The organism is Flavobacterium sp. KH_035, assembly GCF_057839565.1.
Genome location: NZ_CM174492.1, coordinates 1 through 13,593 on the forward strand (window position 1 = coordinate 1; position 13,593 = coordinate 13,593).

Sequence of the window (13,593 nt, forward strand, 5' to 3'; positions counted from 1 at the left end):
ATGACTAAAACTGCTCAATCGGTATGGGAAAACTGTTTGTCTTTTATAAAGGACAATATTCAAGATCAAGCATACAAAACTTGGTTTGAACCAATCAAATCAGTTGAGCTAACCGACAACGCGTTATACATTCAAGTACCAAGTAAATTTTTCTATGAATGGCTCGAAGAGCATTACGTAAAATTATTGAAAGTTGCGCTTACCAAAGAACTGGGAAAAAACGCAAAGTTACTCTATAAAATTAAAATGGAGAACACTTATGGAAATAAACAGCCTTTTACCGAGCAGCTGCCAAGTTCCAACAGAGTTCCGATGAAACCGCAAGAGGTTGATGCTCCGTTTAAAAACTTAAATCCTGAACTTAAAAATCCGTTTGTAATTCCGGGGATCAGAAATTTAAAAATTGAATCACAGTTAAATCCTAATTATAGTTTTGACAATTTCCTTGAAGGAGACTCCAATCGTTTGGCTCGTTCTGCAGGTATGGCTGTTGCCAACAAACCTGGAGGAACATCCTTTAATCCATTATTGATTTTCGGAGGAGTTGGATTAGGAAAAACACACCTTGCACACGCTATAGGTGTGGAAGTAAAAGATAAATATCCTGAAAAAACGGTTTTATACATTTCTGCCGAGATTTTCACACAACAATATATTGATTCGGTAAAAAAGAACAATCGTAATGATTTCATTCATTTTTATCAATTAATCGATGTTTTAATTATTGACGACGTTCAGTTTTTATCCGGAAAATCAGGAACACAGGACGTATTTTTCCACATTTTCAACTATTTGCACCAAAACGGAAAACAGGTAATTCTAACTTCTGACAAGGCACCTGTTGACATGCAGGATATTGAACAGCGTTTGTTGTCTCGTTTCAAATGGGGACTATCTGCTGAATTACATCAGCCGGATTACGAAACCAGAATTTCGATCTTAAAAAACATATTGTATCGTGATGGTGTTGAGATGCCGGAAGATATTATCGAATACGTAGCACGCAATATCAAAAGTAATGTTCGAGAATTAGAAGGAGCTATTATTTCCTTAATCGCTCAGTCTTCTTTCAACAAAAAAGAAGTTACTATTGAATTGGCCAAAAGTGTTGTAGAGAAATTTGTTAAAAACGTAAAGAGAGAAATCTCTATCGATTATATCCAAAAAATTGTATCTGATTATTTTCAGCTTGATATCGAAACGCTTCAATCGAAAACTCGAAAGAGGCACGTGGTACAGGCGAGACAATTGGCCATGTTTTTTGCAAAGAAATTCACAAAAGCTTCCTTAGCAAACATTGGCTCACAAATTGGAGATCGCGACCACGCCACCGTATTACACGCTTGCAAAACAGTTGATAATTTAGTTTCTACAGACAAACAATTCAAAAAATTTGTCGAAGACATTAACAAAAAACTAACGCTATAAACGCGCACCATGCCAGTAAAAATCTTAATGGTTTGTTTGGGGAACATTTGCAGATCCCCTTTAGCTGAAGGTATTTTAGCTTCAAAATTGCCCAAAAATAACTTCATCGTTGACTCAGCCGGAACCGGATCCTGGCATGTAGGCCACTCCCCTGACAAACGATCTATAGCAGTTGCCAAAAAAAAAGGCCTCGACATTGGAAACCAAAAAGGAAGACAATTCAAAACTGCTGACTTCACTACTTTTGATTACATCTATGTGATGGATTCTTCGAATTATGACGACGTTATCAAACTGGCTCAGAACGAAGCACAAAAAAATAAAGTTTGTCTAATTTTAGACGAATTATTTCCGGGCGAAAATGTAGATGTCCCGGACCCCTACTTCGGTGTCACCAACGGATTTGACAATGTATATCAGATGTTAGACGAAGTAACCGATATCATCTCGAAGAAACTTATCGAAAAACACTTATAAGTTCTTCTTTTTCTAACAACATAAAAAGACATATATGAAACTTCTCGGAAAACTTTATTTAATTCCAACAACAATGGGGGAAAGCGATCCGATGGATGTTTTACCTCAAACTGTTAAAAGAAGTATTGATTTTATAGACCACTATATTGTTGAAAACGAAAAAACGGCCCGTAAATCAATAAAAGCGGTGTCTCCAGAGAAAAAACAATCCGAACTAATTCTTTTTACGCTTAACAAACGTACAGAGCCAAGCGAACATTTAGACTTCATCAAACCTTTACTCGAAGGAAAAAATGTGGGTTTAATGAGCGAAGCCGGTTGTCCCGGAGTTGCCGATCCAGGTGCTGTAATTGTAAAACTGGCACATGAAAAAGGAATTCAAGTAGTACCATTGGTTGGTCCGTCTTCTATTTTATTGGCTATGATGGCTTCTGGTATGAACGGCCAAAGTTTTACTTTCAACGGTTATTTGCCAATTGATAAAGACGAGAAAAAATCGGCATTAAAGTATTTTGAAAAACTGTCTCAGGATAAAAATCAGTCGCAGCTTTTTATTGAAACACCTTATAGAAACAACAAATTAGTGGAAGACATTTTGCAAATTCTGAATCCTTCAACTCATCTTTGCATTGCAACCGATATTACCCTTCCAACGGAATTTATTAAAACTATGCGAGTTTCTGATTGGAAAAAATTGAAAGTTGATTTGCATAATCGACCAACGATTTTCATTATTCATAAAATGTAAAAAACATTATTTATGAAAAAATTATTATTCCTTATTTTAATTTGTTTTGCACAGAATATGTTTTCTCAACACAAGGAAGTTAAGAAGTCCCAAGATGATTTACGAGACAATCTGAAAAATTACAAAGAGGAAGAAATAATTATTGATGAAAATCACATCTATAATACTGCTGGATTAGAAATTCTTCCCAGATTTCCCGGAGGACAGCAAGCACTGGATAAATTTATTAAAGAAAATTATAAAAATCCAAAAGATAAAACACTTATAAGGAAACGTATATGTAACTTTTATAATTGAAAAAGATGGCTCATTAAGTGATATAAAGTATTAAGAGATATTGGTTCCGGAACTGGCGCTGAAGCTATTCGTGTTTTAAAGACTTCTCCAAATTGGATTCCCGGAAAACAAAACGACAATGTTGTTAGAACTTTATATTCATTACCCATTTCTATAAATAATTTCTATAAATAATTTCTTAAAGTAATTATTTATAGAAATAAAAATTACCTTATATTGTACTCAAAAGTTTCCCCTAATCAAACTTTATCATGAGTAAACTCCCAAACATTACCACCAGTATTTTTACAGTCATGTCTAAAATGGCGACGGAACACAATGCGATTAATCTATCACAGGGATTTCCGAATTTTCCTGTAGACGAAAGATTAACTGACATACTGGCAAAACTCACAAAAGAAAACGTGCACCAATATACTCCAATGGCCGGTTATCCGCCATTGATGGAGCAAATCGCAAAATTGGTTCAAACCTCCTATAACCGAATCATCAGACCCGAAGCCGAAATTCTGGTTACGGCCGGAGCTACTCAGGGAATTTTTACTACCATTCTGGCTTTGGTAAAAACAGGAGATGAAGTCATCATCTTAGATCCGAGTTATGATTCGTATGAATCTCCAGTTTTATTATGTAATGCAAAACCAATTCGTGTCGCGCTAAATGACGACTATACTCCTAACTGGGAAACGATAGCAAAAGCCTGCTCTTCAAAAACGAAGATGATTATCATCAATAATCCGCACAATCCCACAGGAAAAATTTTAACTGAAGATGATTTTCTTCAACTTGAAAAATTATTAGAGCAACACCCGGATGTTCTGGTATTATCTGATGAAGTTTACGAATACATCACTTTTGAAGAAAAACACATTTCGGCACATACTAAAGAATTTCTTTTAAATCGCTGTATCATGGTTTCATCTTTCGGAAAATCATTTCACATTACCGGCTGGAAAATTGGTTATACCGTTGCTCCGAAACATTTAATGAACGAGATCAAAAAAGTACATCAATTTCTGGTTTTTAGCGTGAATAGTATTTCACAGGCAGCTATTAGCCAGTATTTAGAAATTGTTGACGTCAGCCTGCTTGGGAAATTCTATCAGGAAAAAAGAGATTATTTTCAGAAACTGCTTCAAAACAGCCGATTTGAATTAAAACCTTGCGAAGGAACTTATTTTCAGGTGGCTTCTTATGCCGGCATTTCAAATGAAGACGATGTTACTTTCTGTAAAAATTTAATCACCGAACATGGAGTTGCTGCAATTCCAATTTCTTCTTTCTATTCCGATCACAAAGATCAAAAACTAATACGTTTTTGCTTTGCCAAAGACAATTCTACCCTCGAAGCAGCTGCAAAAAAACTATGTGATATTTAAAGTTTATCAAAAATTTATAACATTATTATGCGTGCATCCTATTTATTTAATTAATATTGTAATAAAAAGAAAATCATATGAGCTATACAGATAAAATGTTAAGAGATGACGCTTTAAAAGGCAAAGTCATTGTTGTTACAGGCGGAGGAAGCGGTTTAGGAAAAGCTATGACCAAATACTTCCTGGAATTAGGGGCTCAGGTAGCCATTACTTCAAGAGATTTAGAAAAGCTTAAAAATACTGCTACTGAACTTGAAACTGAAACCGGAGGAAAATGTTTACCGCTTCAATGTGACGTTCGTCATTACGAAGAAGTAGAGAACATGCTTCAGGAAGTTTTAAAAACTTTTGGAAAAGTGGATGTTCTTTTAAACAATGCTGCCGGAAACTTTATCTCGCCAACAGAACGTTTATCTGCGAATGCTTTTGATACTGTTATTGATATTGTATTAAAAGGATCTAAAAACTGTACACTGGCTTTTGGTAAACACTGGATTGACACCAAACAAACCTCTGCTACGATTTTAAATATTGTTACGACTTATGCCTGGACAGGTTCGGCATACGTAGTGCCAAGTGCTACTGCAAAAGCAGGAGTTTTAGCTATGACTCGCAGTTTGGCAGTGGAATGGGCAAAATACGGAATCCGTTCTAACGCAATTGCTCCGGGGCCTTTCCCTACAAAAGGAGCCTGGGACCGATTATTACCGGGAGATTTGGCCGAAAAATTCGACATGGCCAAAAAAGTACCATTGAAACGCGTAGGTGACCATCAGGAATTGGCTAATCTGGCTGCATATTTAGTTTCAGATTTTTCAGCTTATGTAAACGGAGACGTTATTACAATTGATGGTGGTGAATGGCTAAAAGGTGCCGGACAGTTTAATCTATTGGAAGCAATTCCCGAAGAACTTTGGGACCAGCTTGAAATGATGATTAAAGCAAAAAAGAATAAATAATTACAAGTGCTTACTAAATTCAGAATACTTTTTTAAAACTATACTGATTGCACGAAATCCCGATGGCCTTGCTATCGGGATTTTTTTTGTATAACTAAAAATCATATTACCAAAATAGTAGTAGAAGTACCTCTGTGCGCATTTCCCTATATCGAGCACCACATAGAAAAATCAAAATTACTATTTGATTTACACAATTCACAATTTACTCAATCAATCCGGGATCTCTATTAAACTTCTACTTATAAACACAATTTTAAAGTTCGGATTCCATTATCAATCCAGTTAAATTATTATTTTTGCCGTACAAATATATAACACAAATTTTATGCTCATTATTGGACTTGCAGGAGGAACAGGAAGTGGAAAAACGACAGTAGTACACCAAATCATGAATGAATTACCGGACACTGAAGTGGGCGTAATTTCTCAGGATTCGTATTATAAAGAGACTACCAATTTGTCGTTTGACGAAAGAGCATTAATCAACTTTGACCACCCGCGTGCGATAGATTTTGAATTACTGGTAAAGCACCTTAAAGCACTAAAAGCTGGCGAAACTATCGATCAGCCTGTATATTCTTTCATACAGCACAATAGAACTGATGATACGGTTTCAACTCACCCGAGAAAAGTTATGATTGTTGAAGGAATTTTAATTTTAACAAATCCGGAATTACGTGATCTTTTTGACATTAAAATCTTTGTTCACGCAGATTCAGACGAAAGATTAATCCGACGTTTAAAAAGAGACATCTCAGAACGTGGACGTGATATTGACGAAGTTTTAACTCGTTATCAAAACACTTTAAAACCAATGCACGAACAGTTTATAGAACCTTCTAAAGCTTTCGCGGACATTATCATTCCAAACGACAAATACAATACCGTTGCAATTGATGTTGTCCGGGCTGTAATTAATCAACGAATTTTATAATTTTTATTGTAAATTTATTGCATCAAAATTAGAAGATCCATTTAACCTTTTGTGCCTCACAACGGCACAAAAGGATTATCACTTCTACCAGAATCAAAAACACCAATCGAAATTACACAACACAAGCGGTTAAATAAAAACTAAAATGAAAAACCCATATAAAGACAAAAAATGGTTCAAACTCCTAGGCAACAAATATGTTTGGGTGTTATTATTTTTTGTAGTATGGATGTTATTCTTAGATAATTATTCTTATTTTGATCATCGTTTTCTGGACAACCAAATCCACGAATTACAAGACAATAAAAAATACTATCAGGACGAAATAAAAAAGGATCAGGAACAGATCAAACAGCTTAAAAATCCTGAACAAATAGAGAAATATGCTCGCGAGAAGTACTTTATGAAAAAAGACAGCGAAGATATTTACATCATCCAATTTGAAGGAGACACCATTCAAGATAAAGAATAACCCGAAAAAACACCCAATGGCCACTACCCTATTCGACGATTTTAATCCGATTTCATCCAAACAATGGAAACAAAAAATTCAGTTTGAATTAGATGGAGCCGATTACAACCAGACTGTAATTTGGAATTCTCCCGAAGACATTCAGGTAAAACCATTTTACCACAGTGATGAATTCACAAAAGCTGTAACTGTACAAACTCAAGTTTCAAATTTTAACATTTGCCAGAACATTTTTGTTTACGATATAGAGAAATCGATTCAAAGAGCCATCAATACTCTTGAAAGAGGTGCTGAAAGTTTACGTTTTACAATCGAAAATGAAACCACTGATATTCAAAAATTACTAGAGGCACTTCCTTTAGAAAACAGAATCGTTTACTTTAATTTGAATTTCATTTCAATCGATTTCGCACAACTACTAGACCGCATATCAATTCAAAAGAAGGCGACTTTTTATTGTAACATCGATCCTATTGGTCATTTAGCAAGAGAAGGAAACTGGTTTACAACAGCCGAGAAAAGCAATTTTGAGACCCTCGAAAAAATAATAAAAACTGTAACCAATATATCCATCTTAAGTATAGATTCGGGTTTGTATCAAAATGCCGGCGCTAATATCACACAGCAAATCGCATACAGTTTAGCACATGCTAATGAATACCTGAACCTATTTCCTAATACGACCCAACCAATTGTTTTTGAAGTATCAGTAGGAACCAATTACTTCTTTGAAATTGCAAAACTTCGCGCATTACGAATGCTTTTCGGATTAATCGCCGCGGAATACAATTCAGACTTAAAATGTCATTTATTGGTCACTCCAACCAAACGAAATAAAACGATTTACGATTATAATGTTAACATGCTGCGTACCACAACAGAATGTATGTCGGCTATTTTAGGTGGTGCAGATGCTGTAGCCAACTTACCTTACGATTCTTTGTACCATAAAGACAATGAATTTGGTGATAGAATTGCCCGCAATCAATTGCTGGTTTTAAAACACGAAAGCTACTTTGACAAAGTCGATAATCCGGCTGACGGCAGTTATTATATTGAAAGCCTTACCCTGCAGCTCGCAGAAAAAAGCTTAGCACTGTTTAAAGACATCGAAGCAAACGGAGGTTTCTTAAAACTTTTGAACGACGGATCGATCAAAAAGAAAATTCAGGAAAGTGCCGCAAAAGAACAGGAATTATTTGACTCTAAAAAAGAAGTTTTGTTAGGAACAAACAAACATCCCAACAAAGAAGACAAAATGAAACATGACTTAGAATTGTTTCCTTTCGTAAAAGTAAAACCCCGAAAAACATTAATTACTCCAATAATAGAAAAAAGACTGGCCGAAAAACTGGAGCAGGAACGCTTAGAACTTGAATAATCTTTTTAAAGTAATTAATTAAACCCTACAACGAAGAGTCTCCATGATTAGAAAAGACCTCACACATATTACGTTAGATATCAACAGTGCAAAGTTAGACGTGCAGGTGCCTGACTCAGAATCCTTACTTGAGAACTTTACAACAGCCGAAGGTATTGAGCTCAAAAAGAAATACGCTGAAAAGGATATTGAAGATTTAGAGTTCTTGAATTTCGGAGCCGGATTTGCACCCAATTTACGCGGCCCCTACGCTACAATGTACGTAAGACGTCCGTGGACGATTCGTCAATATGCAGGATTTTCGACCGCAGAAGAAAGCAATGCTTTTTACAGAAGAAATTTAGCTGCCGGACAAAAAGGACTTTCCATTGCTTTTGACCTACCAACCCATCGAGGTTATGATTCAGATCATGAGCGGGTAGTTGGTGATGTTGGAAAAGCTGGAGTAGCAATCGATTCTGTCGAAGACATGAAAGTATTGTTCGATCAGATTCCACTTGACGAAATGTCGGTTTCGATGACGATGAACGGAGCCGTTTTACCTATTATGGCTTTTTATATTGTTGCAGCCGAAGAACAGGGTGTATCTATTGAAAAACTATCCGGAACCATCCAAAACGATATCCTGAAAGAGTTTATGGTGCGTAATACTTACATTTACCCACCAACTCCTTCGATGAAAATCATTGCTGATATTTTTGAATTTACGAGCAAAAAAATGCCAAAATTCAATTCTATTTCTATTTCGGGATATCACATGCAGGAGGCCGGTGCTACTGCTGATATTGAATTGGCTTATACCCTGGCCGATGGTCTTGAGTATATTAGAACCGGACTTTCAACCGGAATGACTATTGACGATTTTGCTCCAAGATTGTCTTTCTTTTGGGCCATTGGAATGAATCACTTTATGGAAATTGCCAAAATGAGAGCAGGTCGAATGATCTGGGCAAAATTAGTACAACAATTCAATCCTAAAAGTGACAAATCTTTAGCCCTGAGAACACACTGTCAGACGAGTGGCTGGAGTTTAACAGAACAGGACCCTTTTAACAATGTAGCCAGAACTTGTATCGAAGCAACCGCGGCAGCTTTTGGAGGAACACAGTCACTGCATACCAATGCATTGGATGAAGCTATTGCTTTACCTACTGACTTCTCGGCAAGAATTGCCCGTAATACCCAAATCTTTTTACAGGAAGAAACTAAAATTACCAAAACCGTTGACCCTTGGGGAGGAAGCTATTATGTGGAGAGCTTAACCGATGAAATACTCAAAAGCACCTGGAAACTTATCGAAGAAGTAGAGGAATTAGGCGGTATGACAAAAGCCATTGAAGCTGGAATTCCAAAATTAAGAATCGAAGAAGCGGCAGCGAGAAAACAAGCAAGAATAGACAGCGGACAAGATATAATTGTAGGTGTAAATCAATATCGCTTAGAAAAAGAAGATCCTTTGCATATTCTGGATGTTGACAACCAAATGGTCCGCAAGCAGCAAATTGATCAGCTTAAAACAATTAAAGAAACCAGAGATACTGAAAAAGTAAATCAATCACTCGAAAAATTAATTCATTGTGCAAAAACCGGAGAAGGAAACTTATTAGCAATTGCAATTGAAGCCGCCCGAAACAGAGCGACTTTAGGAGAAATTAGCGATGCTCTTGAAAGTATATTCGGCAGATTCAAAGCACAAATTAAATCCTTTAGCGGTGTGTATAGTGCAGCAATAAAAAACGACGAAAATTTTGAAAAGGCAAAACAATTAGCAGATGCCTTTGCTAAACAAGAAGGAAGACGTCCCCGAATTATGATTGCAAAAATGGGGCAAGACGGACACGATCGAGGTGCAAAAGTAGTCGCTACAGGTTATGCCGATGTAGGTTTCGACGTAGACATAGGTCCGCTTTTTCAGACGCCGGCTGAAGCTGCCAAACAAGCTGTTGAAAATGACGTACACATATTAGGTGTTTCATCACTTGCTGCGGGGCATAAAACTCTGGTACCTCAGGTAATTGAAGAGCTTAAAAAACACGGACGAGAAGACATTATGGTTATTGTGGGCGGAGTAATTCCGGCACAGGATTACCAATTTCTCTTTGATGCCGGAGCAGTAGCAGTATTTGGTCCCGGGACAAAAATTAGTGAAGCTGCTATTAAAATCTTAGAAATTCTAATTGACTAACATAAAAAAATCCCGAGTTTATCGGGATTTTTTGTTCTTTTGTTTGATGTTTTTTAAGGGTGTATTGTAGCGTTACTATCGGCTTCAATATAAGAAAGATCATAACCTGCAAAGGCTTTCAGGTAACTTTTTAATGAAGTTCCATAAGCATCCCTAAAATGCCTGCCTCCGTTATTCTTAAAAAAGTTTTTAACTGAACCGGCACCTCCAAGATGTGCAGCGGCTAAAATACCAGACTCGGTAATTTCAATACCACTGATCACTTTCCCTTCATACTTTTCGATTTCATTACGCAAAATCCATTTGTTTTTGGACAATAGCGCAATAAAAGCTTTTTCCTGTAAGGCAGGATCCTTTAAAAAGGCTTTGTTGTTTCGAACACCAATCGCTCTCAGTGCCTGAGTCCCAAATTGATATTTCCCCATATAACCAAGTGAATTTACCAAACGGTATTTTCCTTGAGATTCTTTAAAAGCCACTGCTTCTTTGAAACCAATAAGACGTTTTCCGGTAAATGGGGTGTTTAATTTGTGCAAGGTAGGATAATCATCCTCTTCCTGCGATGGAAATAAGTATTCAGATCCATCTGTTTTTTCTATTAGAAACCACGGTTTGGTTTCCAGATTAAAGGGTTTAAAACCCAAAGTCAAAAATGTAATAATAACGATCAAACTCGCATAAAAATACCACTTCTTTATCATAAATTGTTTTTCTTCAAAACGCTGTCACCTTTTTGAAATTTCTACGGTGCAAAGGTAACAAAAAACAAACAATACTGATAATCAATAAGTTAAGGTTTTCTAAAAATAGAAGACATGTGCTTTCAGCCCTTTATTGGCGGAGTATTCGAGAGTTGGAGCCGGAATTTTTATAGTGTTAAAAACAGAAAAAATAGTTTTCAAAAAATGCGATTTTGTTTCAATTTTCGTCAAATCTACGTCAAAACTAAGATAAATCTGACGAAATATTTCAGGGTTTTGAGCGAAATCCAGATTATCTTTTTGTAAATTTCCTGTTAACATTCCCTCCGCTCCATAACCAAAAGCGAGATTTAACCACTTTGGAATTTTGCTTTGTTTTGCGAAAGAATGAAGGTTTACAGAAAGCCAATAGGTTTGTCCATTGTAATCTTTTAAGACCTCCTCATTTAACGAGCTTCCCAATACCTTAGGCCTTAAATTTGCGTAATGTGTAGTATGAAAAGAAAATTTTGGAATAATACGCTGTTCTTTCCAAAGTAATTCTTGAGAAACATATAAGGCAGTACCGGTTGCATTGGCAATAATATCACCTGAAGAAGCACCCCATTCGGCCGAAAAGCCATCCAGAACTTCAACAGCCGTTAAAAAAGCAAAACCCAAACCTGCTCCGTAAATCAGTTGCTTTTTTTGATTGGCACCACTCCAATTCATCATTTCAGCGCCAAACCTTCCCAAATGATATGCTGAATACATATGCCCTACTTTATCCATCTGAAGCCATTCGTTATTATCATTTATAAAATGAAAATTAGAACGCGGATAATCGGCATACCAAAGCTGATTTAAACCCAGTAAGGTTACTGAAGCCAGAGCAGCTTCAGTAACGATAACTGTATTTTGTCGTTTCTTATTTAAGCTGTCCGAAGGGGTTAAAAAACTTTCGTACCTTCTTTGGGCATTCACAGAAAAAATACCCGACAACATCAAAACCGATAAGAAAAATATATTTTTAAAACTCAAAACTATCTTGTTACGCCCTGACTAGCAATCCAGTCTGAATATTTTTTTGCATTTACATTATGTTCGGCTAAAGTAGCAGCAAATTCGTGGTATCCGAAACGTTCAACACTAGCGCAAAAATAAATATAATCGTTTTTTTCCGGATTTAAAACCGCTTCGAGAGCTGTAATATCAGGCATCGCGATCGGTCCCGGAGGAAGTCCAATATTCACATACGTATTGTACGGAGATCTCATAAGCAAATCGTTGTAGAATACTCTTTTGATAACCTGATCAAAATTGTTATCTCTTAGTTTTAAAGCATAAATTACAGTCGGATCTGCCTGTAATGGCATTTCTAAACGCAAACGATTCAAATAAACACCGGCAATACGAGGTCTTTCATCTTTTTTTACTGACTCTTTGTGAACGATCGAAGCTAAAATAGTAACCTGAACTGGAGTTAATCCTTGTTTTTTTGCCTTTTCAATTCTCTCGGCCGTCCAAAAATTATGGTATTCCTTGATCATTTTATCACGGAATTTCTCTGCAGAGGTATTCCAGTAAATTTCATACGTATTCGGGATAAACATGGCAAAGACGTTGTCTTCGTTGAAACCGTTTGCTGCCAAAAATTCCGGATCTTTAAAGGCTTTCATCAAAGACAAACTGTCGGCTTCGATTTCAGAACCTACTCTTCCTGCAAAATTTTCCAGACGCTCCTGATTGTTAAAAGCCAATTTTACCGGAACATTAGAACGCATAGCACGAACCAAATCCATATTATTCATATCTTTTTTAAGCAAAAAACGACCTGACTTTACATTTTCAGGATAACTTCTTTTGCTGGCCACCATTTCAAAATCCTCAAAATTCTTGATATAGGGCTCTAATATTTTCTTCACATCGGTATAATTCGCTCCTGTTGGAACATACACGTACAATTCTTTTTCCTCGAATTTGGTATTGGCACTAAAGATTTTACTAATTAAAATAAATCCGTAAACCATTAAAACTGAAATTACGGCAACAGCAGTTAACGTGATGATTTTTTTTATGCTCAAAGTTTTAAATTTAAATGTGTTTGTTAATTAACTGAAACATTGCTTCGTCCTGATACTGGTTGTGGAGCAAAATCCAATCTTTCTTAATTCCTATTTTCTCAAAGCCAAATTTAGTAAAAAGAGCTACACTTGCTACATTTCCCACAGCAATATTTGCATATAATTGGTGCAAATTTAAATTACGAAATGCATAGTTAATTAAAAGCCCTAATGCCTCAGATCCAACTTTTTGATTTCTGTTTTCATCCTTCTGAATGACAATTCCAATACCTGCTCTGTTGCTTTTTGGATCAAACTCAAACAAATCAATTAATCCAATCGCCGGAAAGTCCTGATCCTGACAAATAGCCAAACGCAGTTGCTTGGCCTCATAAATATCCTGTTGTGCATTTTCAAGATACTGACGTATCAAAAACCTGCTGTAAGGGGTTTGTGTGTTACTCACTTCCCAAATGCTTTCATCATTTTCCATAGCATACACAAATTCCAAATCATTGGGTTCTAATGCACGCAGATAAATCGAGTCGCCTTTGAGTGTTATCATGTAATTTTAGATTGTAGATTGC

The 13,593-nt window shown here is 36.3% G+C and carries 14 protein-coding genes; 10 read left to right on the top strand and 4 right to left on the bottom strand.

Annotation, left to right across the window (positions count from 1 at the left end; translation table 11 throughout):
• The 10 genes from dnaA (at position 1) to scpA (ending at position 10,263) form a co-directional block, all read left to right on the top strand.
• The gene (gene dnaA, locus AC3IS6_RS00005; protein WP_065451227.1) at positions 1–1,428 is read left to right on the top strand and encodes a chromosomal replication initiator protein DnaA; all 1,428 of its coding nucleotides are present in this window, start codon (positions 1–3) and stop codon (positions 1,426–1,428) included.
• 9 nt (positions 1,429–1,437) lie between these two features.
• A complete protein-coding gene (locus AC3IS6_RS00010; RefSeq protein ID WP_489162640.1) occupies positions 1,438–1,905 on the top strand; it encodes a low molecular weight protein-tyrosine-phosphatase in 468 nt (155 codons plus the stop codon).
• 34 nt (positions 1,906–1,939) lie between these two features.
• A complete protein-coding gene (locus AC3IS6_RS00015; RefSeq protein ID WP_291285519.1) occupies positions 1,940–2,653 on the top strand; it encodes an SAM-dependent methyltransferase in 714 nt (237 codons plus the stop codon).
• A 12-nt stretch (positions 2,654–2,665) separates the two neighbouring features.
• A complete protein-coding gene (locus AC3IS6_RS00020) occupies positions 2,666–2,950 on the top strand; it encodes a hypothetical protein (protein ID WP_489162642.1) in 285 nt (94 codons plus the stop codon).
• Between the two features lie 251 nt (positions 2,951–3,201).
• On the top strand, positions 3,202–4,329 hold the full coding sequence (locus tag AC3IS6_RS00025) for a methionine aminotransferase (RefSeq protein WP_489162643.1): 1,128 nt from the start codon (positions 3,202–3,204) through the stop codon (positions 4,327–4,329).
• Positions 4,330–4,406: 77 nt separating this feature from the next.
• Entirely contained in the window at positions 4,407–5,288 is an 882-nt protein-coding gene (locus tag AC3IS6_RS00030) for an SDR family oxidoreductase (RefSeq protein ID WP_055095442.1), read from the top strand.
• Between the two features lie 328 nt (positions 5,289–5,616).
• Entirely contained in the window at positions 5,617–6,225 is a 609-nt protein-coding gene (gene udk / locus AC3IS6_RS00035) for a uridine kinase (RefSeq protein ID WP_173966195.1), read from the top strand.
• Between the two features lie 145 nt (positions 6,226–6,370).
• Positions 6,371–6,697, top strand: coding sequence for an FtsB family cell division protein (locus AC3IS6_RS00040; protein ID WP_489162646.1), 327 nt, complete (start codon positions 6,371–6,373; stop codon positions 6,695–6,697).
• A gap of 16 nt (positions 6,698–6,713) precedes the next feature.
• Complete coding sequence (locus tag AC3IS6_RS00045; protein ID WP_489162648.1) at positions 6,714–8,078, top strand: methylmalonyl-CoA mutase subunit beta; 1,365 nt, start codon at positions 6,714–6,716, stop codon at positions 8,076–8,078.
• A 43-nt stretch (positions 8,079–8,121) separates the two neighbouring features.
• Positions 8,122–10,263, top strand: coding sequence for a methylmalonyl-CoA mutase (scpA, locus tag AC3IS6_RS00050; protein WP_489162650.1), 2,142 nt, complete (start codon positions 8,122–8,124; stop codon positions 10,261–10,263).
• Between the two features lie 53 nt (positions 10,264–10,316).
• Here the strand turns inward: scpA and AC3IS6_RS00055 are convergent, their stop codons facing one another.
• The 4 genes from AC3IS6_RS00055 to AC3IS6_RS00070 all read right to left on the bottom strand — a co-directional run bounded on the left by AC3IS6_RS00055 (position 10,317) and on the right by AC3IS6_RS00070 (position 13,571).
• Positions 10,317–10,964 carry a peptidoglycan-binding protein LysM gene (locus AC3IS6_RS00055; protein WP_264525065.1) on the bottom strand — a complete coding sequence of 216 codons (648 nt, stop codon included), beginning with the start codon at positions 10,962–10,964 and terminating at the stop codon, positions 10,317–10,319.
• Positions 10,965–11,063: 99 nt separating this feature from the next.
• Positions 11,064–11,948, bottom strand: a complete 885-nt coding sequence (locus AC3IS6_RS00060; protein ID WP_489164941.1) for a DUF2279 domain-containing protein — start codon at positions 11,946–11,948, stop codon at positions 11,064–11,066.
• A 38-nt stretch (positions 11,949–11,986) separates the two neighbouring features.
• On the bottom strand, positions 11,987–13,027 hold the full coding sequence (mltG, locus tag AC3IS6_RS00065) for an endolytic transglycosylase MltG (protein WP_489162652.1): 1,041 nt from the start codon (positions 13,025–13,027) through the stop codon (positions 11,987–11,989).
• Between the two features lie 10 nt (positions 13,028–13,037).
• A complete protein-coding gene (locus AC3IS6_RS00070) occupies positions 13,038–13,571 on the bottom strand; it encodes a GNAT family N-acetyltransferase (RefSeq protein WP_489162654.1) in 534 nt (177 codons plus the stop codon).
• Positions 13,572–13,593: the final 22 nt, after the last annotated feature.